Here is a 26,496-nt window from a genome sequence, read left to right on the forward strand (position 1 = left end):
GATGCGATCAGGCGTGCTGCTCGCCGATCCGGGTCATGAGCCGGTCGCGGTCTTTCTTCGACGGGATAGCGCGCTGGCAACGAATGCTGCGGGAAGAGCGACAATGCGCTCGCGGCGGCCACGCTTCCGGGCCGGCCTTGCGCTCGAGTCTGATGCGTCGGGCAGGTGGTGGATCGGAACAGGCGTGCGTCGTTCGTCGGGGGATGCCGTGATCGCAGGTCCGAACATCGCCTCCAACTGATCGCCCTCAACAGTCTCAACCTCAAGGAGTGTGATTGCGAGACGCTCAAGGTCCGCGCGATGCTCGGTGAGAATATCGAGCGCCAGCGCGTGGGCTGCGTCTACGATCGCTCTCGCTTCGCTTTCGGCGGCAAATGCCGTGCGCTGAGAAAAGCCCCCGGTGCGTGCACCGTCCTCGCCGGCCGAGAGCAGCCCGAAGGTCTGGCCCATGCCGTATCGAGACACCATCGAGATTGTGATTGACGAGATCTGCTCCAGGTCGTTGGACGAGCCGGTCGTCACATCGCCGAAGACAATCTCCTCCGCTGCGTAGCCGCCGAGCAACGCGGCAAGTCGATCGGTCAATTGCTGGCGGGTCCAGAGTCCACGATCCTGGTCGGGGACGATCATCGTATAGCCGCCAGCCCTTCCCCGCGAGACGATCGAGACTTTCCGAACCGGGTCTGCGTCTGGAAGGTAATGTGCTACGAGCGCATGACCGGCCTCGTGATAGGCGATAACCCTGCGCTCATGGTCAGTGAAGCGCGACGACTTTCGCGCCGCCCCTGCGATTGTCCGGTCGACGGCTTCCAGGAGGACATCCATCGCGATTGTGTCCGCGTCTCGCCGCGCACTGAGGATGGCTGCCTCGTTCATGACATTGGCCAGGTCGGCCCCGGACAGGCCAGTTGTTCGGGCGGCTAGCTCGCCCAGATTGACGCCCGTTGCCAACGGCTTTCCACGGCCGTGAACCTCGAGTATTGCGGTCCGAGCAGCACGGTCGGGAAGATCGACGTGGATGCGGCGGTCGAAACGCCCTGGTCGCAACAGAGCCGAATCGAGAATGTCCGCGCGGTTGGTCGCCGCGATGACAACGACCGTTGTCCGCTGGTCGAAGCCATCCATTTCGACCAGGATCTGGTTCAGTGTCTGGTCGTATTCGGTCGAGTTCTCGGCGCGTCCGCGCTTACGTCCGATTGAATCGATTTCGTCGATGAAGATGATCGCCGGCGCGGCTTCGCGGGCTTTGCGGAAGAGATCGCGGACGCGGGAAGCGCCGACACCGACATATAGCTCGACAAACTCCGAGCCGCTCACTGAGAAGAACGACGCTTTCGCTTCGCCCGCGACTGCGCGAGCCAGCAGCGTCTTGCCTGTCCCGGGCGGGCCGACGAGCAGCGCGCCACGCGGTATTCGCGCGCCGAGCTTGTGATATCGCTCTGGTTCGCGGAGGAAGTCGATGATGTCGGCAAGTTCCTCCTTGACCTCCTCAGAGCCGGCCACGTCGGACAATAGCACTGTTCGATCGCCCGGTCGGATCGGGTCGAAGTCGCCCCGCCGTTGGCCCCGCCGACCAATCCCGGACTGTGATCGACGGAGGAGCAGGAAGAGACCGCCGATCACACCAGCGAGCAACAGAAACTTGAGCGCGGGGGCGAAGCGGTCAGCAGCGGACGCGCCCTGAACGTCGATCGTCGGCCACTTCTCAAGAGGGATTCCCGACTGTTCGAAAAGCTGAGTCAAGGATGTGCCGGACGGAATCCGTACTTCCTTCGGGATGATGCTCGAGTCGACGTACTTGACCGTCGCGGTCTGGCCACCGTCGTTTTCCACGATCGACTTGATGCTGCCGGATTTCACATCCTGGAGGAACGTCACAACATCGACTGTCGGTGGAGACGTGCTCTGCAGGCTCACTGTAAGGACGATAGCAACGATCATGACAACGAGCAGGGAGGCTACGACGAACTTCGCGTTGGGGATCTTCATGCACACCTCGCCAGGGACACAGGAGACCTGGATAGAGTCTCCCATCGGGGCGCCGTCGTTACTAGCAACCCGGATGGGAACGATTGCGTTATCCCTATGCTACCGTGACGGGTCGTTCGCTCGCCATACCCACGGCGGAATTCACCATCACGGTTGTGTCTCGGAAGCGAGCGCGTGGGCGGTGCGTCAGTGGAGGACGACTACTTCCCCGTCGGTAAGGCCCGACACTACTTCGACGTTACCCTGACTGCGATATCCGAGAATCACCTCCCGATCAGTATTGCCCTGCGGTGTTCTGACTGTGACAAATGAACGATCGCCGACGGTCTTCAGCGCCCGCTGGGGGATCAGGAGCACGTTCTGGCGCGATGCAGTAACGATCGTTACGTCGGCATTCATTCCGGGCCTGATGTCGAGATCTGGCTGAGCTTCATAGTCGACGGTCGTCGCAAAGACAGTTGCTCCGCCCTGGACGCGCGCCTGTGGAGCGGTTGTGCGCACAACACCTTGCAACTCCCGTTCGGGATAGGCGTCCAGTCGGAACGTGACAGTCGCGCCGATGACGACGTTCGGCAGATCCAGCTCATCGACGTCAGCGACGAGCTGCATGTCCTTCGGCGCGGCGATGCGTGCCAGCGGTTGGGACTGCGAGACGGAGTCTCCGACCTTGATCGGCAGGTCGATCACCGTGCCCGTTGCCGGCGCGACGACGACAGTGTTGTCGAGTCCGCGTTGCGCCCTGTCCAGGGCTCGCTGCGCGCCGTCAACGCGTTGCGCCGCGCTGAGTGTCTCGAGCCGGAGTCCGTTGTCGTCGGGGCTGGCATTCGACCGTCCTTCGGCTATCTGGAGCGCGTATTCGGCCTGTGTCAGCGTTGTCCTCGCTGTGTCGAGCCCGTCCTCGAATGACGTGCGGTCGAGAATCACGAGGATGTCGCCCGACTCAACTCCGTCGCCGGCGGCAACGCCGAGTGTCTGGACTACGCCAGGCACGGTAGATCGCACGACTGTCGCGCCGTTGGCCTGAATCGTTCCGACGGTCTGGATCGTTACATCGATCGATCCGCGACTGACCACAGTCGTCTCGACCGCTGGACTCCGTTCTGTCCACCAGCCGATCCCGGCTGCCACGAGCACGACCACGAGCGCCAGCGCCAGCACGCGTTTACTCATAGCGCAGCACCTGGATCGGACGAATGCGCGACGCGATGATGCCTGGCGCCGTCGAGATTGCGGCGACGGCCAGCAGCGCCACCACGAACGTCAGCCCGATCGTCTGGAATGACAAGTGAAAGGAGAGAGCGAAGAGCTCGCGGCTTGTGAGCGCGACAAGGACCAGCGCAAGCGGATACCCCGCCAGAATGCCGAGCACCAGGCCGAACGTGGCAAGCATGATTCCTTCGCTGACCAGCACTGTCACCACCTGGCGAGTCCCGGCGCCAACGGCGCGGAGGATCCCGAACTCTCGCCGCCGCTCGGCGATGCTGATCAACAATGCGTTAGCAATGCCTGCCATACCAACGATGGCGACGACGATGACCATCGCATTCAGCATCAGTGTCAGGATGCCGATCGCCTGACTTGAGCTGCGCTGGTCGGAATAGGCGGCATAGGTTACCGGGCCGTACTCCCTGGCGCGCTCTTCGATCGCGGACAATGCCTGGTCGATCTCGGCTGGCTCCTTCGTGGTTAGCGTGAACGCGAACATGTCGGCTCGGTTGCCCAGCCCGATTAGACGGTTCAGATCGGCAGTCTGCATGAAGACCTTTCCGGTCGTAGTGCTTCCAAGATATGTGCTGGCGTCGTCGACGATCCCGACGATCTGAACGGTCTCTCGGCGCTTTCCAATGTCGAGCTCTCGCACATCGCCGACACGAGCATCGATTTCGTTCGCCAGATTACTCGACACGACGACTGCCGTCGGGTTGGCCGGGCGGATCCATGCGCCCGAAACCAGCCGGTACGCATACAGAGGATGCCCGGCCGGCATCCCCCAGATATCCGTCCGGACAGCGCCGAACGCGCCTGTTGCACTCGTCCATGCCTCGGCATGAAGAATCCACGGATCCTGCTCCAGGTCGCGAGCGTAACTCAGATTGACAGGATGCTGGAAGCTGATCCATCCGTCGGCGCCATACAGCGAATACAGATCGTCTACCGTCGCCGAGACCGAGCGACTCAGCGCCTGAGTGCCGATGAACGCGGCGACCGCGACGGCGACGACACCAATCGTCGCGCCAGCGCGACCCGGCCGCCGAAGCGCGTTTCTCACGCCGATCGCGACGCTCGTGCTGGCGCGCGCGACCGGCGCGGTGAGGCGGACAACGAGCGGATGGCCGGCCTCACTTCGGACGCCGACGCTACGAAGCAGTGACGCTGGGCGAGTCCTGCTGTATAGCAACGCGGGAACAAGCGTCGCGCTAACCGTCACCAGTGTCCCGACCAGTAACGCAAGCATGATCTCCCGACCGGAGACACGAAACGGCGGCTGCTGGAGGCCGGTCAAATTGGTCAGGTAGGTGGTAATCCACCGGCCAATGATCGATCCAGCTACCCAGCCAACGAGAGTGCCTGCGAAACCGATGCCAGTTGCGTACGCGAGATAGGTGATGATGATCTGGTTGCGTCGCGCTCCGAGGCTCTTGAGGATACCGATCTGATTTCGTTCTTCGCCCATGACCGCTGCGATCGTGTTCGCGACGAGCACGGCAGATAGAGCCGCGCCGAGCCACGAGAAGACACGGAGCAGCAGCAGCAGTGTCCCGAGCTCACGCGAGCCGACAAAATCGTTCGGGTCGCGGACGTTGAATCCGAATGCCTGCGCTCCGCGTTTGGACAGCAGCCGCGACAGATCTTCCGCTGTTTGTGACGCCCGCTGTTGGTCGACGACGCGGACGAGCAGGAAGTTGTCGCCCGTCCGGCCGGTCATCTCGCGGACTGTCGTTGCCTGGGTGTACGCTGTCGCACGATTCAGCAGCCCCGCTCCAAGTTGCGCCGGGGAGCGAGTGAAGCCAACAACAGTCAGATAGATGATCGGCTCGTTCGGGGCGTCGCGGATGGCGACGACATCGCCGATGGCGAGCGCCGAAAGATCGCGGGCACTCTCGTCAAATGCGATCTCGCCTCTCTCAGGCCATCTCCCGCGGACGAGCGTCACGACGTTTAGCTGCATTGCCTCGAATGAGTCGATGCCAACCAATCGGACGTTGACCCAACCCGATCCGGCGTCGAAACGTGTGAACGTCACGGCCCTGGTGTCGGCGGCCGCGACATTCGGCTGACGCTCGATCAAGTGTCGAGTCGTCGGGCTGATGTCGGAGGTAAACGTGGCCAGATCGGCCTGCTGGCTGCCCGCGTAGGTCAGCCGCTGCGCGTCGACCATTGCGTGAGTTGCGACCGAGATCGCGACGACTCCTGCGACGCCAAACACGACACCCAGTACAGTCAGCGAGTTTCGTAATGGGCGACGGCGCAGGTCGCGCCGGATCTTGACCAGTAGCGACCGCACGCTAGCCAGCCTGTCCGGCGGGCGACGAGGCCATGCGCGGCGTGCCGAATTGCGTAGCCCGCCCGTCACGCATGGTGATCGTTCGAGTAGCGCGATCGGCGACGGCTGAGTCGTGCGTGACCATCACAATTGTCGTTCCGGATTGCCAGACATCCTCCAGCAGATCGACAATTCGCGCTCCGGTCGTTGAATCGAGGTTGCCGGTCGGCTCATCGGCGAGGAGCAGGCTCGGTTCGTTCGCGAGCGCCCTCGCAATAGCTGCGCGTTGCTGTTCGCCTCCGGATAGTTCGGAGGGTAGATTCAGCGCCAGTTGTGAGATACCCACTTGCTCGAGCAGAGCCATCGCGCGATCGCGACGCCCTCGCCCCAATCCAGCGAGATCCATTGGCAACATGACGTTTTCGACGACATTGAGTGTTGGCATGAGCTGAAAGAACTGAAAAACGATGCCGACCTCTCGGCCCCGCCAGGATGCGAGCTGATTTTCACTTAACCCGTTTAGCAACCGCCCTGCCACCCAGACGTCACCAGCGTCGGCACTGTCAATTCCCGCGATGATATTGAGCAGCGTCGACTTTCCGGAGCCAGACGGACCGACGATGGCGACCCAGTCGCCGGAGGCGATCTCGATAGAGACGTTGTCCAGCGCGAGGAACTCGCGTCGACCGGAGAAGTATCGTTTGGTGACCCCGTCCAGCCGTGCGACTGGCGCGTCAATTTGGAGGTTGTGCGCTGTCGCGTGATGCATGACCGCCTGTACTTTCGGCTCGGTTCACGACTGAGGCCGGCGTCGGTAGAACGCCGGCCTCAGTATAGGCACGACACAGTCAGAGAGGAGAATCGTACTCTCGGTCAGCGCTGTGTTGGCGTCGGCAGGAGGTTCAGCGTCGCGAGGATCTCCCGAAGTCGGGCTCGACTCTCTGCCGTCAATGGCAGGGCTGGCTGACGGGCGCTCGAGATTGGGGCTACGCCGGCCATTGCCATTGCATCCTTGATGACGGTGTGAAACGAGCCGTTGACTTGATAGACGTCGAGAAGGCCGAGTAGCGCCGGGAGTTGATCCAACGCGGCCTTGTAGTCGCCGGCCTTAAACGCCTCGAAGACGCGGACGTGCCGATCGGGACTGAAATTCGCGGTTGCCGGAACCGAGCCATCCCCGCCCATCTCCAGGAGCGCGAGCAGGTATCCGTCGCTGCCGGTCAGGACAGAGAACTCAGGATTGATCGCCTTGACGACGTCGATTCGTCGACGAAGGTGTTCCAGGCTATCGAGCGAATCCTTGACCCCAGCGATGTTGCCGTGTTCTTTCACCAACTCGGCGAGCGTCTCACTGGCGATGTTGTAGTTGCTGTAGGCGGGGAAGTTGTAGACGATGACCGGAATATCCACTGCGTTGGCTACCGACGACAGGTGGGCAATGACCTCACGTTCCGAGAGCGTCCAGAAATAGGGCGTGATGATCGCGATTGCATCCGCGCCAATTCCCTGTGCGTGGCGGCTGAGCCGGACAGTCTCGCGCGTGGAGGGTGTGCCAGTTCCGAGGATGACCGGCACGCGACCGCGAACGTGTTGCACGACCTCGACGGCATGCTGCTCGCGCTCCTTGAGGGTCATGTGCATGAACTCGCCGGTGGTCCCGAGCACATACAGGCCATGGACGCCAGAATCGATAAGAAAGTCGATGTGCGTTCGGTTCGTCCCGGAATCGAGAGACCCGTCGTCCTTGAAAAAAGTGACCGTCGGCGGATAGATGCCTCGAAACATCACGGCTCCCCAACTCGATGCTCGAATTGTCTACACCTGGTGAAGTGGGAAGAGTGTAGCATGATGTCTCTCAGGATCGTATCGGCGGCTCACCATCACCATAGTGGGTAAGCAGGTCGGGCCGGCGTTTCCGGGTGATCTCGACCGACTGCCGGTGGCGCCAGGCTGCGATCTCGGCATGATGCCCGCTCAGTAGCACGTCTGGCACTTCCCAGCCACGGAATGTGGCGGGGCGAGTGTACTGCGGGTATTCCAGGAGGCCGGCCGAGAATGATTCCTCTTCGAGAGACGCCGCGTCGATGACGCCGGGGATCAGTCGGGCGACGACATCGATGATGACCGCCGCTGCCAGTTCGCCACCAGTAAGAACGTAGTCTCCGATTGATAGTTCGCGGGTGACAAGATGATCCCGGACTCGCTGGTCGACCCCCTCGTATCGGCCACAGATGAGCGCGACCCGGGGCAATTGCGCCAGTTCGCGAGCAATCGACTGGCTGAACTGTTCTCCGGACGGGGACATCAGGATGATCGGCGTTGTCGACAGCGCCGGCCCGAGCGCGGTCTCGATCGCGTCGAACAGCGGGGGCGCGGCCATGACCATCCCTGCGCCGCCGCCGTACGGCGTGTCGTCAACGGAGCGGTGCCGGCCGACACCATGCTCGCGAATGTCGTGCAGGGCGATATCGAGCAGCCCACGATCGATCGCTCGATGAACGATCGACTCATCCAACGGCCCACGAAACATCCCGGTGAAGATGGTGAAAACGTCGAATCTCATCGATCGCCGCTGTCAAATCGTTCGAGGAGCACGGGAGCGAGGCCCTCGATCGTTGTGACGCAGAGGTCCGCTTCGTCGCCGCGACCCTCGTGGTGACCAGTGTCAAACCAGACGGTGTGCATTCCTGCGGCCCGGGCCCCGAGGACGTCGAAGCGGTATGAGTCGCCGACGTGGACGCTTCGGTCTGGCTTGCTGCCGAGCTGCGCGAGCGTGTAGTAGTAGAGTTCCGGGCGTGTCTTGTAGTATCCGGCGCTGGCCGAGGTGACAATGACCTGGAATGCGTCTGCCAGCCCGAACTTCTCCAACGACCAGACCAGGAACGGATGATAGACCGCGCTGGAAATGACCCCGAGCCGCAGCCCCTGGTCCGCCAACCGATGAACGGTCTCGATCGCGCCAGTGACTGGCTCAGATGTGACCAGTGCGCTGCGCATCACCTCCGCAATGCCACGCTCAACCGTTGGTCGGTCGATACTGATCTCAAGCTCTTGAAGCACCTGCATCGCGCAGGTGACGGCATCCTGTTCGTTACCATGGTGAATAATCTCAAGTCGAAGGGCGCGATAACGTTCGATCGCTTTCGCTTCGATTGTGGGATCGTCGATGTTGCCATGCCAGCGCAGGAGCGCCGGCACGAGACGGCGGATCTCAAGCTGAAACCAGTCGTCGCACCAGGCGAGGGTGTTGTGAAAATCGAATGTTACGGTATCGATCGTCAATGGACTGCCGACCTCCTCTGCACGGGTCGCCGGTCTTCGCACGATCATCGTACCGGATCGGCGCGGGGGAAGGGTCACAAGGGCGAATGAATCACGGGACTGTTCGGAGTGTCGTTGTTACCGGCGGCGCGGGCTTCATTGGGAGCACATTCGCGCGGCTATTGCTCACCCTTGGTTATGAGCGAGTGCGCGTCTTCGACAAGCTCACCTATGCCGGGAACCTGGCCAATGTCGCTGACCTCGTCAGCGCGCCGGGATTCTCGTTCGTCGAAGGGGACATCTGCAACCCCGAAGACGTCGATAAAGCCATAGCGGGCTTCGAGGCCATCGTCAATTTCGCGGCAGAGACACACGTCGATCGATCACTCCTCGATCCCGGTGGGTTCATCCGGACGGACGTGCACGGAGTCTGGGTCCTGCTGGAGGGAGTCCGCCGGCATGGGCTGACGCGCATGGTTCACGTGAGCACAGACGAGGTCTACGGTGTGAGGGACAGTGGATCGTTCTGCGAAGACGACCCACTCAACCCGCGCAACCCATACTCCGCGAGCAAAGCTGGCGGCGAGATGATGGTGAAGGCATACGCTGCCACCTACGGTGTCCCGGCTGTCATTTCGCGAGGCTCCAACACGTATGGCCCGTATCAGTATCCCGAGAAGTTCATCTCACTGGCGACGACAAATGTCTTGCTTGGCGAGCCGATCCCCGTCTATGGCGATGGCCGGCAGGTGCGCGACTGGATCCATGCCCAGGATCACGCAGCCGGGATCGAGGTACTGCTTCGCCACGGCCAACCGGGCGAGGCATACAATCTGGGCGGAGGCAACGAGCGCGAGAATATACGGATCGCGGAGATCATCCTCGATGAGCTCGATGCCCCGAGCGAGCTGCTCCACTTCGTCACCGACCGGCAGGGCCACGATCGGCGATATTCGCTGGACTCCTCGAAGGCCCGTTCGCTCGGATGGCAACCGGAGGTCGACTTCGAATCCGGATTGCGGGAGACAATTCGCTGGTACCGTGACAACCGGGCGTGGTGGGAGCAGCTTCGCTCGGATGAGTTCGACGAGTACTATCAGGCAAATTACGCTGCGCGACAGAGGCTGGGGTAGAGCGTGCTCACTGTCGATGTCGGTATTGCAAAGACGCACAAGTACGCCTCGCGTGATAGCGGGGATACGGTGGAGACGGTCGAGCGGCCCACTGGGGGTCTGTCGGTCGTCATCGCCGACGGTCAGGGTTCCGGGTTCGCCGCGAAGACGCTGAGCATGATGGTGTCGAGCAAAGCCGTCGCGTTGCTGAAGGACGGCATCCGAGATGGCGCCGTCGCGCGGGGAGTACATGATTCCTTGCTCGCCTATCGGCACGGAAAGGTGTCGGCGACACTCGACCTCCTGTCGGTGGATCTGGCGTCACGGACTGTGTTGCTGACGCGCAACAGTCACGTGCCGTACATCGTCGTTGATAGCGACGGGGCAGTTCTTCGGCAGAGTGAGACGACTCCGATTGGCGTCTATCGCCACACCCGGCCGACCGTCCATCAGCATCCGATTAGCGCGGGGCTTTACGTGGTCGTGTTCACCGATGGTGTTTCCAATGCTGGCCGGCGAGCTGGTTGCCCGTTGGAGCCGCTCGAGGCGCTAACCATGGGCGGATCGGCAAGCGACATCGCCGAGGGTTTGCTGGCGGCCGCGATCGACGCAGATCAGGGCCGGCCCGGCGATGACATGGCCGTCGTTGCGCTCGCCATCAACGCTGCCGAAGATGTCCAGCCGATTCGGACGATGCGTGTCACCTGGCCGATTCCGGAGTGACGAGATGAATACGCAGCGGATAGCAGTCGTCGGGCATTGCGCATCGGGCAAGAGCACTCTCGCCAGCGGCCTTCGCGGCCGGGGATTTGACGCATGGGCTGTCGCACAGGAGCACTCTGCGATCGCCAATCTGTGGCGCCACCAGTCCCCCGACACACTGATCTATCTCGATGTCAGCCTGGAATCGATCCGGGAACGTCGCGATGATCCAAACTGGCCCGGATGGCTCTACGACCTTCAGTCCGGGCGGCTCGCCAGCGCCCGCGAGCATGCCAACCTCATCGTTCCGACGGATTCTCTGTCTGCGGGTGGCGTGCTCTCACGCGTTCTGGCGAAATTCGCTGTCTGACCGAGCGCAGACATCGTGGTTGTTACACTGTACCGTGAGCGTAGGAAACAGGAAGACGGGGTCGAGACTGGCGCGGACGATGCGACACCACATCAGACTGGTCTTGCTCGCGGCCATGATCCTGCTGGTCGCCGGCTGTGGCGCGTCCGCTGATCTGGCAGCTCCCGCGCCGACAGCATCTGGCGCGAACGAGCAATCAGCCCTGACCCAGTCGCTGACGATCGTCGGTGGGGGGGCGTTTCCGATCACGCTCGATCCGGCGATCCTGCGCGATGCCGAATCATCATTCCTGTCGCGACAGATCTTTCGTGGCCTGATGCGGCTCGACAATGACCTGATTGTGGCGCCGGGCATCGCGGCGGCAGTCGAGGCGCGACCGGACGGTTTGCTCTACACGTTCACGCTGCGCGAAGACGCCACGTTCCATGACGGCTCGGCGATCGACGCGAACTCCATCAAGCGGTCATTCGAGCGTGCTGCCGACCCGGCACTGGCCGGCGGGGACGATAGCGCGCTTCCGGCGAGGATCTACTTCAGCGATATAGCGGGCATTGACGACTATTTTGCTGGCCGGTCCAATTCGATTTCCGGTATCCGCGTCGTCGATCCCCGGACGGTTGAGTTCACGCTTTCACGACCGGCCGCGAACTTCCTCTACAAGCTCACCGGTAGCCCCGCCGCGATCATCGACGTGGACCACGCCGTTGGATCGGACTGGTGGAAGACGGCGAACGGAAGCGGACCGTTCAGAATCTCCGAGGTCTCGGCACAGCGGATCGTGCTGACTGGATTCGACGGATTCTATGCCGGCGCGCCCCAGTTGAGACGCATCACCGTTCTCTTCGGAAGCGCCGCTGCCCAGCCCCTCAACCTCTACGAAGCTGGCGAGATTGATATGACGGATGTGCCATTGGGCGCACTGGACCGTGTACTGTCACCGGCAGATCCGCTCTACCCGGAGCTGCAGTCGGAACCGCAATTGTCCACGTCGTTCATTGTGCTGAACCCGGCAGTTGAGCCGTTCGACGACCCGATGCTCCGAAAGGCCGTTGCGCAAGCGTTCGACCGAACGAAGGTGACGCGCGTCATGTTGGAGGATCGTGTTCGTGTCGCGGATGGCCTCGTGCCGCCGGGCATTCTCGATCGTCAGTGGCCGGCCACACCTGTGCCATATGACCTCGCAGCTGCGCATGTTGATCTTGAGTCCGCGTCGCCCCACGAGATCCGCCCGGCGTTTTATGGGAGTGGCGTGTCTGTCGCACTCGCCGAGGTGCTTGGCCGTGACCTGAGCCTGGAGAGCGAGGCGATTGCGCTGGAATGGAGCGACTTCTCTAACGCTCTGATCGGACGGAGGCTGCCGGCGTTTTCGCTATCCTGGATCGCGGATTACCCGGATCCGGCGAATTTTCTCGAGGCGTTGTTCCACTCGCGTAGCCCCGACAACTACTCGGGTTACTCGAACCCGGAGGTCGACAGCCTGCTCGACAAGGCGGCGGTGGAGCAGGATCCCGATCGTCGCGCCCAACTCTATTTGCAGGCGCAACAACAGATCATCGACGACGGCGTCCTGATTCCGCTATTCCACGACATCGCCTACACCCTCGTGAAGCCGTATGTCCACGGACTGACGTTGACTCCGCTTGGGATCATTAGCCTGGAGAGCGTCTGGATCGGTGAGCACTGAGTGACACATCATCTCGGGGAGCCGCAGATCGTTCTGGGGGATGAGATTGCCGTATTGACCCCCGACGTTGTCGGCCGCCTGCGACTCCCGTGGGACGCGCGGTTCACGCTCCGGGAGTTGGCTGATATTGCGAACGCCCGCCCCAGCCTCTCGGTCTGGAATCAGAGGACGGGCGAGTTCCTCATTGGCAGCCAGTGGCGACGGCGTCGGGAGATTGCCGGTATCGTCGAGCTGTATGCGAGTGGTGGCGCCGTCGACCTCATCGACGGGTTCTGTGCGCTTGCCGGCCGTCAGGGAATGACGCTTGCAGTCGCTTCGGAACAGCTGGAGCGTCGGCACGGTGGCTTCTACGTACAGGCGCGACTTGAGCCGATCGAGGACATCGTTATCTACGAGCTCACGCACATCCGGTCGAAGGCGCAAAGGAGCGGTGGGCTGACATTTATGTCGGTCGACATGAACGATGCGGCGCGAGTCGAGGAGCTGATCCAACTGGACCACGCGGCGTTTCCGTGGCTCTGGTGGAACAGCGACGAGGAGTTCGCAGAGTACGCGGCCGCGCCCGGTGTTCGTATCGATGTCGCGCTTGACGAGGGTGGTCGCGCCATTGCCTATGTTGGCATCACGCGGTTTCGCAGTTGGGGCCACCTCGATCGAATCGCCGTCGACCCATCGATACAGGGGCAAGGTCTGGGACGCAAGGCGCTGGATTACGCTGTGTCGTCGCTGGCGGCGGCCGGCGCGAGCCGCGTCGGGCTGAGCACGCAGGCGCGCAACACGCGGAGCCGCTCACTCTACGAATCATACGGATTTCGCAGGAGCGCCTCGCGCGACTATCGGATCTATGGCCGGCTGCTGGACAATACGCACCGGCTCGAAGAGCTTGTGAGATAGGGAGCCATTGATGGGTAGCAGATACGGGAGAGTGTTTCAGATCACGACGTGGGGTGAGTCACATGGGCCGGCGCTCGGCGCCGTGATTGATGGCTGCCCGGCTGGACTCAAGATCACCGAAGATCTGATCCAGCACGACCTCGATCGGAGGCGGGTTGGCCAGTCCAAGGTGACCTCACCGCGCAACGAGCGTGACCGGGTCCAGATTCTCTCCGGCGTCTTCGAGGGGCGGACAACCGGCGCGCCGATCTCTCTGATCACGTTTAACAAGGATTCCGATTCAACCAAGTACGACATCATTCGCGACAGATATCGACCAGGGCATGCCGACTACACATACACGATGAAATACGGGCTTCGTGACCACCGCGGCGGCGGTCGTTCGAGCGCCCGCGAGACGTGGGGCCGCGTGGCGTCTGGAGCGATCGCGCGGGAACTCCTACGGCTCTCGGGAATCGATGTCTATGCGCACACACTCCAGATTGGTGATGTTGTGACGTCATCGTTCGACCGCGCGCAGATTGACCGCAATCTCGTTCGCGCCGCGGATGCAGAGGCCGCCGAGCGCATGGTCGCCGCAATCGATCAGATCAAGCTGGAGAAGGATAGCCTCGGCGGTATCGTCGAGGTGCGAGCCGACAACGTTCCTCCGGGCCTGGGCGAACCGACGGCCGAGAAGCTCGACGCGCTACTGGGCCAGGCGATGCTCGGCATCCCAGCGACGAAAGGCGTCGAGATCGGCAGCGGGTTTGCCGCTGCCAGCATGCGCGGATCCCAGCACAACGATGCGTTCGTCGTCGACGAACATGGCCGCATTCGCACACGGACGAATAATCACGGCGGCACCCTCGGCGGTATCTCATCTGGCGAACAGATCGTGGTGCGGGTTGCGATCAAGCCCACCTCGTCGATCAGCCGGGATCAGGACACTGTCGACCTCAACGGCCGGCCGCAGACGATCCTCGTTGAAGGTCGCCACGATCCGTGCGTTGTCCCGCGTGCTGTGCCGGTGGTCGAGGCGATGATGTGCCTGGTGCTGGCTGACCTGCTGCTGCTCAACCGGATGAGCCGCTCGTCGTGGGAGGCGTCGTAGCGCCTCAGTGTATTCCTGCTCCAAGGAGCGGGAACAACAGCCGCCAATAGCCAGGGACGGTCTTCGCCACGCACCCCGGATCGGCGATCGACATCCCTGGCGTCCTGGTGGCCATGATTGCGAAGCTCATCGCCATCCGGTGATCGTCGTATGTCTGGATCGTGGCCGGCCTCGGCTTGCCTGGGTATATCGTCAATCCGTCGGCTCGTTCCTCCACCTGGATTCCCGCGCGCGAGAGCTCCGTGGCGATGGCTGCGATTCGATCTGTTTCCTTCAGGCGGATGTGGGCCACGTTGCGTATCGTCGTTGGCTCGTTGGCGAATGGCGCAACCGCGGCGAGTGTCTGAACAGTGTCCGAGATCGCATTCATGTCGACATCGATGCCCCGCAGACTCGACGGGCCGAAAACGGTGATGGAGTCCGCATTTCGTTCGACCCGGCAACCCATCGTCTCCAGCACATCGACGAACTTGAGGTCGCCCTGGGCCGATGTCGGTGGAAGATGCTCGACAGTCATTTCACCGCCGGTAACTGCTGCCAGCGCAAAGAAATAGCTGGCGGCGGAGGCATCCGGCTCGATGTCGTAGACTCGCCCGACATAACGCTGGCCCGGCTCAACCGAGAGACGGTGGTAGTTCTCGTGGCGCAGCTCCACGCCGAACGCCCGCATCGTGTCCGCTGTCATGTCGATATATGGCTTTGAGACCAGGTCACCGGTCACGATGACGTCGAGCGGGGCGTTGGCGTAGGGAAGCACCATCGCCAACGCGCTGAAATACTGGCTGGAAAGATCTCCGCGCATCGCGATGGCGCCGCCCGGTAGTCCGTTGGCGTCGATCTCAACTGGCGGGCAGCCGTCGCCTGCCTCAGACTGAATCGCGACACCGAGCGTGGCTAGCCCGTCGATCAACGGCGCCAGCGGGCGCTTGCGCATCCGTGCGGTTCCATCGAGCCGAATGCGTGCATGAGCTAACGCGGCGATCGTGGTCAGGAAGCGCATCGACGTGCCAGAGTTCCCGAGGAACAGATTCGCCTCCGTTGCGGGCACATGACCATCAGTCCCGATGACCTCGATCTCGCCTGCCTCCCAGTCGGTCGTGATCGTGATGCCGAGCGCGCGGAGTGCGTCGACCATGTAGTGCGTGTCGTCGGACTCGAGCGCGCCGCGGAGCAACGATGTCCCCTCGGCGAGCGCGGCGATCGGAAGGGCACGGTTGGTGTAGCTCTTCGATCCAGGCAGGACGACAGACCCTTGAATCGTGCGGGCCGTCGGGATCGGGAGCGGATCGGGCAGCGCGCTTGTCGTCTCCATCGTCAGGTGAACTTCAGGTCCCACGAGTATGGAATCTCCGGGGAATCCCAGTCGACGCGATATTCGTCGGGGTCGGCGGGATCGTATTGCGTTGTCGGGAAGTTGACCAGGTAGCACGGCGTCACCCCGACGTTCTTGAAGCCGTGCAGGACGCCAATCGGGATCTTGACCACGATCCGATTGTCGTCCCCGATGAAGAACTCGTTCACGACCCCGTAGGTCGGCGACCCATCGCGCATGTCGTAGAGTGGCACCTTGATCATGCCCGAGATGCAGGTGAAGTAGTCAGTCTGCTTCTTGTGATAGTGCCAGCCACGGATTACGCCCGGATAGGAGACGGAGAAATAGCACTGGCCGAACCCTTCGAAAAAGGGGTCGTCGCGTCGGATAAGCTCGGTCAGCTGCCCACGTTCGTCAGCGTGCGTGACGAGCCGCTTGATCTCGACTCCATCGATCAACTGCGTCGCCATCGGCTGGCGTGTCCTTTCACCCTGGTGTCAGCGGACCGTCGTTCCAGGTCGCCAACGCGATCATGCGTTCCGATTCCGAACGGTATGGCTCCAGATCATACGATCCGTAGAGTCCAATCATCTCCCAACCGGCGCGATGGAGGAGATGCTCCAGCTCCCAGCGATAAATGTAGCGAGTCGCGTATTCATCGACTACTCGGGTTAGCGCGCCACTCCCAGGTTCGACGGTGTCGAACAGGACCGTCGTAGTGATCGTCTGACTGGCGAAATCATGTGTTCTCGTCACCCATTTGTCGAGGCGTCGGCCATCGGATAGCGTGCCGCTAAACTCCAGAAGAACGCGTCCATCCAGACTGGACAGATAGTGTGGGTCGGGCGCCATGAGGTCGAGCAGCAGGAGCCCGCCATCGATGACGATCGAACGAACAGCGCGGAGCGCAGCAATCTGAGCGTCGGCATCGGCGAGGTGCAGGAACGTGTTGATTGCACAGAATGCTAGCCAGTACTTTGGAACAGGTAGAAGGCCGGGCTTCAGATCCTCCATGCTGGCTTCGACCAGCGCCGTGCTGGAAGAGAGCCGACGTCGGGCACGCGCGAGCATGGCCGGGGAGGGATCGATGCCGGCCAGCGGTAACCCAAGCTCCTCCAATGAGCGCAGCACTCGACCGCTTCCGCACCCCAGCTCCAGCACAGGGCCGTTTGCTTCGGTGGCGAACTGTCGATAGAGATCGAAGTCGTCCTCATACCGATCGTATTCGAGATCGTAGTACTCAGCGAATCTGGCATATGCATCGTTCGTTCGCGACATGCGACCGATTGTACGTCGGATTCACCGCCGGTTGCCCGGATGCCATATGCTGGCGCATGCTATAACCAGCGCCGCCGGATCTCCGGCCTGCCGTTGATGACTGGAGCTGTGACGCCATGTGCGCGAAGACGAAAGCGAAGCCTGCCTCGACGCCTTCGGGTGGGGAGAAGGTCGTGACCGTCAATCGTAAGGCGTTTCACGACTACTTCATCGAAGAGGACATGGAAACAGGGATTCAGCTGACTGGCACGGAGATCAAGTCGATCCGCGATGGACGGGTCAATCTCCGCGACGGCTATGCGCGAATCCAGAACGGCGAGGTCTGGTTGCACGGGATGCACATCTCACCGTACGAGCACTCCGGAGCATATTTCCAGCACGATCCGCTGCGCCCCAAGAAGCTGCTGTTGCACCGTAAGCAGATTGACTACCTGCAGAAGCAGACTGAGACGGCCGGCTACACGCTCATTCCGCTGCGGCTCGTGTTGCGCCGCGGACGGGCCAAGATCGACCTCGGGCTTGCGCGCGGCAAGCGCGACTTCGACAAGCGCCAGGCGTTGGCCGAGCGCGACGCGAAGCGGCAGATCGATCAGGCCTTGCGTCGGCGCGACTAAAGGTGTAAGATGCGATCCGCACGTTACGGGGATGTCTGGTTTCGACAGGGTCGTAAGTGCGGAGATTGCAGGTCGAGGTTGCCCGAGGCCTCGTTAAAACGGGCAAAAACATTAAATGGCGAGCATCAGCTTGCTTTCGCTGCCTAGTTAACTAGGACGCGACGTTCGCCCGAACCGCAGCCTGGCCGGTTCGGAGCCGAGCGCCACTAAGCCGGGCTGCCGCGGTTCCGATCGCTGGATGAGACCGCGAAAGACTTTCTGGCAAGCCCGGTGTGACGCTGTCGGCGGTGGCTCACCTGGGCGAACAAATCACCGACTAAACCTGTAGGATATCTTCGGCTGAAAGCTCTGGACGGGGGTTCGATTCCCCCCATCTCCACGAGTGCGTGAAGGCCCCGACCTCATTGGTCGGGGCCTTCGCTATTCTTCCAGAGACACGATCCTGGACGATCATCATCGGGAATGAGAAACGACACACTGCGCCGCCGCAAGATAGCCGGCTGGAGGTGACGAATCAATGAGTACTGGACGCCTCGAAGCATTCAGTGATGGCGTCCTCGCCATCATCATCACGATCATGGTGTTGGCCCTGAAAGTCCCGGACGGGCACGATCTTGCCGCGCTTCGGGACACGACCGGGACCGCGCTTCTGTCCTACATTCTGAGCTTCACCTATGTCGGGATTTACTGGAACAACCATCACCACCTGTTCCAGGCGACGGATCGGATCACCGGCGGCGTGCTCTGGGCGAACCTGCATCTCTTGTTCTGGCTGTCGCTCCTCCCGTTCACCACCGAGTGGATGGCAGAGAGTGGCTTCGAGCGAACTCCGGTGATGATCTACGGGGTGAACCTGATGCTGGCCGCCATCGCATATGCCGTGCTGCAGTCGGGGATCACACGAGGAGAGGGATCGGATTCTCGACTCCAGCGAGCGCTGGGTCGCGATTTCAAGGGCACGGCGTCGCGGGTTCTGTACATCCTCGGGCTGGCGGCTGCCGCGCTGAATCCAGATGGCTCTCGCGTCGGTGTTGGGCTGGCCATCGGATGCTTCGTTCTCGTTGCGGCGATGTGGCTGGTCCCCGATCGCCGCCTCGAGCGAGTGTTCGACTGAGTCGAGATAACCGGCCGGTCGGCGTCGATCCTGATTCAGTCGAGGGTCGGATCAGTCAATATCGCCGCCAGGAGGTCGGCGTTGATGCTGCCGCCGGAGACGATGCAGACAGCGCGGCCGCGTTTCGCGGGGTCGGCGGCGAGCGCAGCCGCGACCGTTAGACCGCCGGCCGGCTCGGCAACCAGCTTGTTTCGTAACGCCAGGCGCTTGACGGCTGCTTTCGCGTCGCGATCGGAGACGAGCACCGTCTCATCGACGACTTCTCTCAGAGTCTCGAACACATCAGGTAGCACGAGCGGCACGGCCACGCCGTCGCAGATCGTCTGACACTCAACAGTCATCGGCTTCCCGGCCTCCAGGCTCCGAGTGAATGCGCAGCAGCCTTCCGGCTCAACTCCGACGACCCGGATCTCCGGTCGCAGCGCCTTGATTGCCGAGCCGACACCGCCGATCAACCCGCCGCCACCGATCGGAACATAGACGCTATCGACGTCCGGCATATCTTCGACGATCTCTAGCCCGATCGTTGCCGAGCCTGCCATCTCGCGCCATGGGTGAATGAAGGTGTACGGTTCGTCGTGCCAGCCTTCTTCGGCCATGAACCGGAATACCTCGGCGCCAGGCACAAGCACCGGGTCTCCGCCGTACGCTTCCATTGCTCGCACCTTCGACTCTGGCGCGGTTTCTGGCATCAGGCTGCGGGCGGTAACGCCGAAGTAGCGCGCTACCCAGGCAAGTGCCTGGGCGGTATTCCCCGCGCTGGTCGTCGACAATCCACGGGAACGTTCCTCGGCGGTCTTTGCGGCGACGGCATTGAACACCGTCCGCAACTTGAATGAGCCAACTGGTTGCAAGATCTCTGGCTTGAGGAAGATGCCGGACGGCTCGCCGTAGGAATGCAACGGAACGAGTGGCGTGCGGACAATGACGCCATCCAGCCGCGCCGCAGCGGCGCGGATTTCGTCGAGAGTGGGACGGATGCTCACGATCGACCTCCCTGAATTCCGCGAACTAGTTGGCGACGGCCGTCGCTGCGTGATCAAGCGCCAACCGGATGATCTCAAAATCGTCATCGCCGATTTTGTGGATGTTGCCCTGGAACGCGAGCGTCCAGTTCGCCTCTGGCCACTTGGCGACATGAGCCATTTGCCGGGCGATCGGTTCGGCTTCCACGAATTCCTGCTTGTCGAGCACGACGACAGGCTCGATGTGGAACCGCCAGGGGTAGTCCTCGGCGTCGCGCTTCGGATCCTTGCTCTTCCAGATGAGCGTATGATCCTCAAAGTACTCGGACGTGACGGTTGCGTAACCGGCGAACGCCTTGAGGCCGGTGATGTACCAGATGATTCGATCGCCGGGCTTCATCGTTTCGGCCTTCTTTCGGTGGCGACTCTTGAGTCCCTGGACGCTGAAGCCGAGTGCGCGGGTGGCCTCGAAATTGTCGGGGGATCCGACGACGATCCAGTTCGTATGGGTTGACATATTCGTATTCCTGACCCTATATCTACCGCGAAGCCGATGGTTCGGCTGTAGCACGCCTGATCGGTGTACGTTCATTCTAACGACTTGTAACCCGAAGTGGGAGGTTTCGTGATCACGGCTGAGGAACGAGCGGAGCTCATTCGGGCGCTCTCCGGCGTTGTCGGCGACGCGCACGTCGTGTCTGACCCTGCCGGCCTGTCGGTTTACCAGTACGACGCCTCGGATGAGGCGATCGCCGGAATCCATCAGCCGCTGGTAGCGGTTCTTCCGGCGACCGCCGAAGAGGTGCGCGACGTGGCCAGGGTCGCTGTCGCTTGTGGTTTGCCGATCGTCGCCCGAGGAGCGGGGACGGGGCTGGCCGGCGGCGCCATCGCCTCTCGTGGCGGCGTGATGATCGTCTTGACGCGGATGACGGACATCATCGAGGTGAATGAGACCGATCGCTACGCGATTGTCGAGCCCGGGCTGATCAACCTCGATCTCTCGACCTCGATTGCCGACCGAGGCTACTTCTTCGCGCCAGATCCGGCCAGTCAACGCGCCTGCTCAATTGGTGGCAATGTCGCCAATAACTCGGGCGGACCACATTGTTTGAAGTACGGCGTCACCAGTAACCATATCCTCGGCCTCGAGGTCGTGCTCCCCGACGGAAGTCTTACCTGGGTTGGCGGCCCATCGGCCGAGACATCCGGCTACGATTTGACCGGGGCGCTTGTCGGCTCGGAGGGGACGCTCGGCGTCATCACCAAAGCAATGGTTCGTCTCACGCGCACGCCGGAAACGGTGTCGGTCCTGCTGGCGTCGTTCCCTTCGATGGAGTCCGCCTCGCGGGCGGTCACAGCGATCATTGCTGACGGTATCCTGCCGGCCTCGCTTGAGATGATGGATGCCCTGACGATCACTGCCGTCGAGGCAGCGTTCAGCTGCGGCTATCCTCTTGATGCGGCGGCAGTCCTGCTCATTGAGCTTGATGGGTTGACCGAGACGGTTGCAGAGCATCGCGACGCGGTAGCCCGTTTGTGTAGTCAGCACGACGCCCAGCAGGTGCGTGTCGCAACAACGAAAGCAGAGCAGGATCTGCTCTGGCTGGGCCGGAAGGCAGCCTTTGGCACATTGGGCCGCCTCGCGCCGAACTACTATCTGCAGGATACGGTTGTGCCCAGGACGAAGCTGCCGGCGGCGCTCGATTTCATCGGCTATCTCAGCCGAAATTTTGACATCCAGATCGCCAATGTCTTCCATGCAGGAGATGGCAATCTGCACCCGCTGATGCTCTTCGATCGGTATCGACCGGGACAGATCCAACGTGTGCTGGAGGCGGGCGACGCCTTGCTGGCGCATTGCATCGACGCAGGTGGGTCCGTGAGTGGCGAGCATGGGATCGGGATGGAGAAGAAGGACGCACTCTCGCTGGTCTTTACGACCAACGACCTGGCAGCAATGGCCGGCCTCAAACGATCGTTCGATCCTCGCGAGCTGTTCAATCCCGACAAGGTTTTCCCGACCGCGTTTTCCTGTGGTGAGCTGACCAACCTGAAGCAACAGGCGCTGGAAGTGGACGGCATGTATGTCGTCTGATGGTGTGGCCGACTCGGTCACGATTGATGGGGTGCTGGTAGGCGATGTCCGGATCCCGGAATCGACCGCTGAGCTCAGTGACGTTCTTCGTGAGGTGACAGCCGACGGATTGCACTCGGCGATCGTTGGGGGCGGCACCCGACTCGCCTTCGGCAATCTCGGTGGGCCATTCGATGTCGCAATTTCGATGAGGAAGCTCAATCGCGTCATCGCTTACGAGCCGGATAACATGACGATGGCAGTTGAGCCGGGTTGCACGATCGCTCAGATCCACGATGTGCTGGCGGCGGAGCGTCAGTCGATGGCGCTCGATGCCGCGCGTCCCGAACGCTCGACGATCGGTGGAGCGTATTGCGCCGGGATGAGCGGGCCGCGCCGACTCGGGGGCGGATCGCTGAAAGATTGGGTGATTGGTGTCGAGGTGGCCGGGCCGGACGGAACCGTCGCGAAGGCCGGCGGGATGGTCGTCAAGAATGTCACCGGCTTCGACATGATGCACCTGCACTACGGTGCGCTCGGCGCGTTCGGAGTCGTCACCCGCCTCAACCTGAAGGTATTCCCGGCAGCTTCCGCGAGTCGCTCGATCGAGTTGCGCTATGCATCTGCGGCGACGGCGCATAGCGCCGCGGTCGCGCTGCTGAGGTCACAGCTCCTGCCAGCGTCGGTCCTGTGCTGGAACGATGGCGATAGCTGGTGTGTCAGCGTTCGGTGCGACGCTCCCGAAGGGGCGATTGATCGACTCGCGAATCGAATGCTGGGGCTTGCTACTGATGCAGCGACAGCCGAGACTGCTGTCGCGGTGTCAGACGGTTCGGTTGCGTTGCAGCCGTTCACCTCCCTCGTCGAGCTGACGAGTGGCGATATCATCGTCCGACTTCCGCTGGTTGCCTCGCGGCAGACACCGGTGATTCACGAGCTTGCTGACGCGGGCTGGAGAGTGTGCGCGGACCTCGGCTCGGGGCTCGTGTACGCGCGGCGGCCCGCGGGCGCTGGGGTTGAGGATATGCGCCCCGAGCTCGCCGGAGCGGCGACCTGGCTGGCGCTGCCGGCCAGCCTCAAGACGGGGAGAGACGTCTTTGGCCCGACACCCGAAGCAGTCGGGCCGATCTTGCAGCGACTGAAGAACAGCTTTGATCCCGATCGGCGGATCAACTCCGGCCGGTTCGTGCTTGGTCTCTAAGGTGATGGGGTGGTGCTCCTGTGGTGAGTGAGGCAATTGGCGGCCAGTTCGCGCGCGCTGCGGCTGAGCCTGAACGGCTTTCGGGATTCTCGGGTCCCGATGCGCCGCCAGTGGATGTAATGCGCGCGTGCGTTCATTGCGGCTTCTGCCTCCCGGCTTGCCCTACCTACCGGCTGACGCTTCGGGAGCGTTCATCACCGCGCGGGCGGATTGCGCTGATCAAGTCAGTCCACGAGGGCCGTCTCAGCATCACGGATGAGACGTTTCTGGAGGAGATGTCGTTCTGCTTGAACTGTCGCGCCTGTGAGGCGGCCTGCCCATCAGGGGTGAGGTATGGTGAGTTGGTCGAGACAGCCAGGGCACAGATCGAACAGGTCACGCGGCACTCGCCGCAGATCTCGCTGGCACGAACCGCAGCATTCCGCGGCGCATTCGGCAGCACACGGCGGTTCCGCGCGCTGTCCTCCACCCTGCGGCTCTACCAGCGGAGCGGCGCACAGAATGTAGCCCGCAAGTCCGGTGTTCTGAAGCTGATGGGCCTCCAGGAACAGGAGGCGCTACTTCCGCAGATGGCGGATCGTTTTGTCGTGCCTGGGCAGGAGTACTGGCCGGCCCACGGTACTCGTCGTGGAACCGTGGCGCTATTGGCCGGCTGTGTCATGAGCACCGCCTATGCCGAGGTGGATCGTGCGACGGCGCGGGTGCTTGCGCGAAACGGCTACGACGTTGTCGTTCCAGTCGGACAGGGATGTTGTGGCGCGTTGTCGGTTCACTCTGGCGATATGGACGGTGGCCGGCGGCTGGCGCGGGCAAACATCGAGGCGTTTGACAATCCGCAATTTGACGCAGTCATCGTCAACGCTGCTGGCTGTGGGGCGGCGATGAAGGAGTACGGTTTCCTGTTGCGCAACGACCCTGCCTACGCCGAGCGCGCGAAGCGCTTCAGCGAACGAGTCAAGGACGCAACCGAGTTCCTCGCTCAGTCTGGCCTGTCGGCCGAACCGGGGCCACTCAAGATGACCGTAACCTACCAGGATCCGTGCCATCTTGCCCATGCCCAGCGCATTACCCGTGAACCTCGTCAGCTTCTTGCCTCAATACCGGGCCTGACTCTCGTGGAGATGCCGGAGTCGACGATGTGCTGTGGCAGCGCGGGCATCTACAACCTGCTTCAGCCGGAGACGTCGGCAACCCTGCTGGCGCGCAAGCTCGACAATGCCGGGAAGACCGGCGCTGCGACGATCGTATCGGCGAACCCTGGCTGCATGATGCAGATCGCGGCCGGCCTGCGCCAGCAGGGTGTCGACGTCGAGGTGATCCACATCATGTCTTTGCTCGACCGCGCCTACGCCGCGAATGACGGCCCGATCAGCGCGTGATCGGGATATCCTGGCCTGCGGCTGGAAAGCGAATCGTCGCGACCGCGCCGCCTTCCGGACGGTTGCCGATGGCGAACGTCCCCTTGAGATCAGCCGTCGTCAGCGTGCGCGTAATCCGCAGGCCGAGGCTACTATCGCGTTCGAGGTTGAAGCCCTCCGCCAGTCCGCAGCCATCGTCTTCGATTCGGAGCTCGACCAGGTCGCCGTCGCGGCGCGGGACGACGCGGATCCGTCCGACCTGACAGTCGCTCATCCCGTGCTCGATCGCGTTCGTCACGCATTCGTTCACGAGCAACGCCAGGATAGTTGCTTGTCGTGAAGTCGCCGCGACATCGCTCGGCACAATCTCGAACTCGACGCGCTTGCCCGGCGGCACGACGTTGATCGATGCCTCATCGACGACGTGCTTCACAATCGACGTCACCGTTGCCGACGTGAGGTTCTCGGCCGAAAGCAGATTGTGGACGGCGGCGATCGACTGGACCCGAGCGACTGCTTCCTGAAGCGTTGCGCGATGCGCAGGATGCGAGGCGTGGCGCGCCTGCATTGAGAGGAGCGCTGCGACGGTCTGCAAGTTGTTACGCACACGATGGTGCATCTCCTGGAGCAGAGTTGAGGCCCGCGCGAACCCGCTGTTCGCCTCCTCGTAGAGTTCTGCGTTCTCCAGCGCCAACGCCGCGGCATCGGCAAACGCCTGGAACAGGCTCAACTTCTCCTCTACGTGATTTTCGTCGAGGCGCGTTCGGACGAGCACGGTGCCCAGCAGACGATGTGCCGTCATCAGCGGCGCGCCGAGCACGATGGAGTCCGGACCGGTTGTGACAGCCATGGCGCTACGATTGGTCTCCACCCGCTCGCGAATGGCTGGTGGGAACACCTCGTCGGGATCATCAACTCCGGTTGCAGCGAGGCGTCCCCCATCCGAACTGCCGGACGATGGGGCATCGAAGATCGCCGCTGCATCACCTCGCGCGATGGACGCTGCGTGAGCGGCAATCAGCGGATGGAGCTCGTCCGGGCGTCGCGCGACCGCCAGGCTTCGGCTGACTGCCTGCAACGCATTGAGCTCTGAGATTCGACGATGCAGCGCGTCGTCGGTCTGGCTGTAGAGGCGAGCATTCTCGATCGCAATCGCGAGCTCACCGCCGGCCGTTTCGAGGAACGTCAGCTCGTCCTGGTCGAACGTGCGCTGGTCCACCGACTGGATGTTCATCACGCCAATGAGCCGCTCTGGTTCCCGTAGAAACAGGGGAATGGAGACTTGCGTTGTGTATCGCTCCTCTCCGACTAGCGGGTAGGTGAAGAAGGCGGGATGTGACGGCGCGTCCTCGACCATCTGAGTGACCCGGGTGCTTGCGGCAAGTCCGGTGATCCCTGCATCGGAGCGAATCGCGATCCGACCGATGGCGTCGGGGTTCAGCCCTTTCGTCGCCCGCAGAATCAGCGCCTGTGTGTGCTCGTCGTAGAGGAAGACCGAGCAGGCTTCACCGTCGATCGTTTCCGCAACGGCCTCGACTATTGTCGCGAGAACATCATCGAGCCGCAGGCTCGACGTGGCTGCGCGATTGATACGGTGCAGGGCCGCGAGCCGCGCGACATGGCTCGAGAGCCGGCCGGGCTTGCGTTGAGTCAAACCACGGGTGCGGACGATCTGGTCGACATACCCTCGGACGATCGACCCCAGCGCTTCGGCGCTCAGCACCGCCAACACATCGGGGGCATTCTGCTCGAGGAGCTCGAAGGTCTCCTCGATCGTCAGATCGGAGGTAGCGCACGACTCGCCAAGCCGGTAGGCCGTGCGCTTGGAGGTCGATCCGTTTGCTGCGGGATCGAGATGGACATCGTCCAGAAACTGCTGTAGCGCCTCAAGTGGCGGGACTTCGATATCGGCCATGGCCGCCATTCCTGCTCGGTCACGGATACCGTCAAACCCAATGATACAATTCGGCGCGTACGGACACTGTGTCGGG

General features: G+C 62.3%; 24 protein-coding genes and 1 other RNA gene. 12 read left to right on the forward strand and 13 right to left on the reverse strand.

Going from position 1 to position 26,496, the window contains the following annotated elements:
- Window positions 1–33: 33 nt before the first annotated feature.
- From ftsH to V9F06_05710, 7 genes are all read right to left on the reverse strand, one after another.
- Window positions 34–1,989: an ATP-dependent zinc metalloprotease FtsH gene (gene ftsH, locus V9F06_05680; protein MEI2617127.1), complete on the reverse strand. Its 1,956-nt coding sequence runs from the start codon at window positions 1,987–1,989 to the stop codon at window positions 34–36.
- 186 nt (window positions 1,990–2,175) lie between these two features.
- Window positions 2,176–3,159, reverse strand: coding sequence for an efflux RND transporter periplasmic adaptor subunit (locus V9F06_05685; protein ID MEI2617128.1), 984 nt, complete (start codon window positions 3,157–3,159; stop codon window positions 2,176–2,178).
- Entirely contained in the window at window positions 3,152–5,494 is a 2,343-nt protein-coding gene (locus V9F06_05690; GenBank protein MEI2617129.1) for an FtsX-like permease family protein, read from the reverse strand. The genes V9F06_05685 and V9F06_05690 overlap by 8 nt, the downstream gene beginning before the upstream one ends.
- 1 nt (window position 5,495) lies before the next feature.
- The gene (locus tag V9F06_05695; protein ID MEI2617130.1) at window positions 5,496–6,242 is read right to left on the reverse strand and encodes an ABC transporter ATP-binding protein; all 747 of its coding nucleotides are present in this window, start codon (window positions 6,240–6,242) and stop codon (window positions 5,496–5,498) included.
- Window positions 6,243–6,346: 104 nt separating this feature from the next.
- Complete coding sequence (locus V9F06_05700; protein MEI2617131.1) at window positions 6,347–7,258, reverse strand: dihydrodipicolinate synthase family protein; 912 nt, start codon at window positions 7,256–7,258, stop codon at window positions 6,347–6,349.
- 70 nt (window positions 7,259–7,328) lie between these two features.
- Window positions 7,329–8,036, reverse strand: a complete 708-nt coding sequence (trmD, locus tag V9F06_05705; protein ID MEI2617132.1) for a tRNA (guanosine(37)-N1)-methyltransferase TrmD — start codon at window positions 8,034–8,036, stop codon at window positions 7,329–7,331.
- Window positions 8,033–8,755, reverse strand: a complete 723-nt coding sequence (locus V9F06_05710) for an HAD family hydrolase (protein ID MEI2617133.1) — start codon at window positions 8,753–8,755, stop codon at window positions 8,033–8,035. Before V9F06_05710 ends, trmD begins: the two co-directional genes overlap by 4 nt.
- An 86-nt stretch (window positions 8,756–8,841) precedes the next feature.
- Between V9F06_05710 and rfbB the strand changes: the two genes are divergently transcribed.
- The 6 genes from rfbB to aroC all read left to right on the forward strand — a co-directional run bounded on the left by rfbB (window position 8,842) and on the right by aroC (window position 14,589).
- A complete protein-coding gene (gene rfbB, locus V9F06_05715; GenBank protein MEI2617134.1) occupies window positions 8,842–9,867 on the forward strand; it encodes a dTDP-glucose 4,6-dehydratase in 1,026 nt (341 codons plus the stop codon).
- Between the two features lie 3 nt (window positions 9,868–9,870).
- A complete protein-coding gene (locus V9F06_05720; protein ID MEI2617135.1) occupies window positions 9,871–10,569 on the forward strand; it encodes a PP2C family protein-serine/threonine phosphatase in 699 nt (232 codons plus the stop codon).
- A 4-nt stretch (window positions 10,570–10,573) separates the two neighbouring features.
- Window positions 10,574–10,918, forward strand: coding sequence for a hypothetical protein (locus tag V9F06_05725; GenBank protein MEI2617136.1), 345 nt, complete (start codon window positions 10,574–10,576; stop codon window positions 10,916–10,918).
- 79 nt (window positions 10,919–10,997) lie between these two features.
- Window positions 10,998–12,602 (forward strand): peptide ABC transporter substrate-binding protein, encoded by a 1,605-nt coding sequence (locus V9F06_05730; GenBank protein MEI2617137.1) that lies wholly within the window; start codon window positions 10,998–11,000, stop codon window positions 12,600–12,602.
- Window positions 12,603–13,496, forward strand: coding sequence for a GNAT family N-acetyltransferase (locus V9F06_05735; protein ID MEI2617138.1), 894 nt, complete (start codon window positions 12,603–12,605; stop codon window positions 13,494–13,496).
- Window positions 13,497–13,506: 10 nt separating this feature from the next.
- Window positions 13,507–14,589: a chorismate synthase gene (gene aroC / locus V9F06_05740; GenBank protein ID MEI2617139.1), complete on the forward strand. Its 1,083-nt coding sequence runs from the start codon at window positions 13,507–13,509 to the stop codon at window positions 14,587–14,589.
- Between the two features lie 4 nt (window positions 14,590–14,593).
- Here the strand turns inward: aroC and aroA are convergent, their stop codons facing one another.
- The 3 genes from aroA to V9F06_05755 are packed head-to-tail and all read right to left on the reverse strand — an operon-like array spanning window position 14,594 to window position 17,179.
- Complete coding sequence (gene aroA / locus V9F06_05745) at window positions 14,594–15,925, reverse strand: 3-phosphoshikimate 1-carboxyvinyltransferase (protein MEI2617140.1); 1,332 nt, start codon at window positions 15,923–15,925, stop codon at window positions 14,594–14,596.
- Window positions 15,904–16,371 carry a dTDP-4-dehydrorhamnose 3,5-epimerase family protein gene (locus V9F06_05750; protein ID MEI2617141.1) on the reverse strand — a complete coding sequence of 156 codons (468 nt, stop codon included), beginning with the start codon at window positions 16,369–16,371 and terminating at the stop codon, window positions 15,904–15,906. The genes aroA and V9F06_05750 overlap by 22 nt, the downstream gene beginning before the upstream one ends.
- A gap of 16 nt (window positions 16,372–16,387) precedes the next feature.
- Window positions 16,388–17,179, reverse strand: a complete 792-nt coding sequence (locus V9F06_05755) for a class I SAM-dependent methyltransferase (GenBank protein ID MEI2617142.1) — start codon at window positions 17,177–17,179, stop codon at window positions 16,388–16,390.
- Between the two features lie 116 nt (window positions 17,180–17,295).
- Here V9F06_05755 and smpB point away from each other — a divergent pair, with 116 nt between their 5' ends.
- The 3 genes from smpB to V9F06_05770 all read left to right on the forward strand — a co-directional run bounded on the left by smpB (window position 17,296) and on the right by V9F06_05770 (window position 18,907).
- Entirely contained in the window at window positions 17,296–17,793 is a 498-nt protein-coding gene (gene smpB, locus V9F06_05760; protein MEI2617143.1) for an SsrA-binding protein SmpB, read from the forward strand.
- Between the two features lie 27 nt (window positions 17,794–17,820).
- Window positions 17,821–18,175, forward strand: a transfer-messenger RNA (tmRNA) gene (ssrA, locus tag V9F06_05765).
- A gap of 135 nt (window positions 18,176–18,310) precedes the next feature.
- Window positions 18,311–18,907, forward strand: a complete 597-nt coding sequence (locus V9F06_05770; protein ID MEI2617144.1) for a TMEM175 family protein — start codon at window positions 18,311–18,313, stop codon at window positions 18,905–18,907.
- A 35-nt stretch (window positions 18,908–18,942) separates the two neighbouring features.
- Here the strand turns inward: V9F06_05770 and V9F06_05775 are convergent, their stop codons facing one another.
- Complete coding sequence (locus V9F06_05775; GenBank protein MEI2617145.1) at window positions 18,943–19,893, reverse strand: pyridoxal-phosphate dependent enzyme; 951 nt, start codon at window positions 19,891–19,893, stop codon at window positions 18,943–18,945.
- A 25-nt stretch (window positions 19,894–19,918) separates the two neighbouring features.
- Window positions 19,919–20,389, reverse strand: coding sequence for an EVE domain-containing protein (locus tag V9F06_05780; protein MEI2617146.1), 471 nt, complete (start codon window positions 20,387–20,389; stop codon window positions 19,919–19,921).
- 108 nt (window positions 20,390–20,497) lie between these two features.
- Here V9F06_05780 and V9F06_05785 point away from each other — a divergent pair, with 108 nt between their 5' ends.
- From V9F06_05785 to V9F06_05795, 3 genes are read left to right on the forward strand one after another with little or no spacing between them, the layout of a single operon-like run.
- Complete coding sequence (locus tag V9F06_05785) at window positions 20,498–21,967, forward strand: FAD-linked oxidase C-terminal domain-containing protein (GenBank protein ID MEI2617147.1); 1,470 nt, start codon at window positions 20,498–20,500, stop codon at window positions 21,965–21,967.
- Window positions 21,957–23,147, forward strand: coding sequence for an FAD-binding oxidoreductase (locus V9F06_05790; GenBank protein MEI2617148.1), 1,191 nt, complete (start codon window positions 21,957–21,959; stop codon window positions 23,145–23,147). The genes V9F06_05785 and V9F06_05790 overlap by 11 nt, the downstream gene beginning before the upstream one ends.
- Before the next feature lie 23 nt (window positions 23,148–23,170).
- Window positions 23,171–24,526, forward strand: a complete 1,356-nt coding sequence (locus tag V9F06_05795; GenBank protein ID MEI2617149.1) for a (Fe-S)-binding protein — start codon at window positions 23,171–23,173, stop codon at window positions 24,524–24,526.
- Here the strand turns inward: V9F06_05795 and V9F06_05800 are convergent.
- Complete coding sequence (locus tag V9F06_05800) at window positions 24,516–26,420, reverse strand: GAF domain-containing protein (protein ID MEI2617150.1); 1,905 nt, start codon at window positions 26,418–26,420, stop codon at window positions 24,516–24,518. The genes V9F06_05795 and V9F06_05800 overlap by 11 nt on opposite strands.
- Window positions 26,421–26,496: the final 76 nt, after the last annotated feature.

This window comes from Thermomicrobiales bacterium, from assembly GCA_037045155.1.
Classification (GTDB): Bacteria; Chloroflexota; Chloroflexia; order Thermomicrobiales; family CFX8; genus JAMLIA01.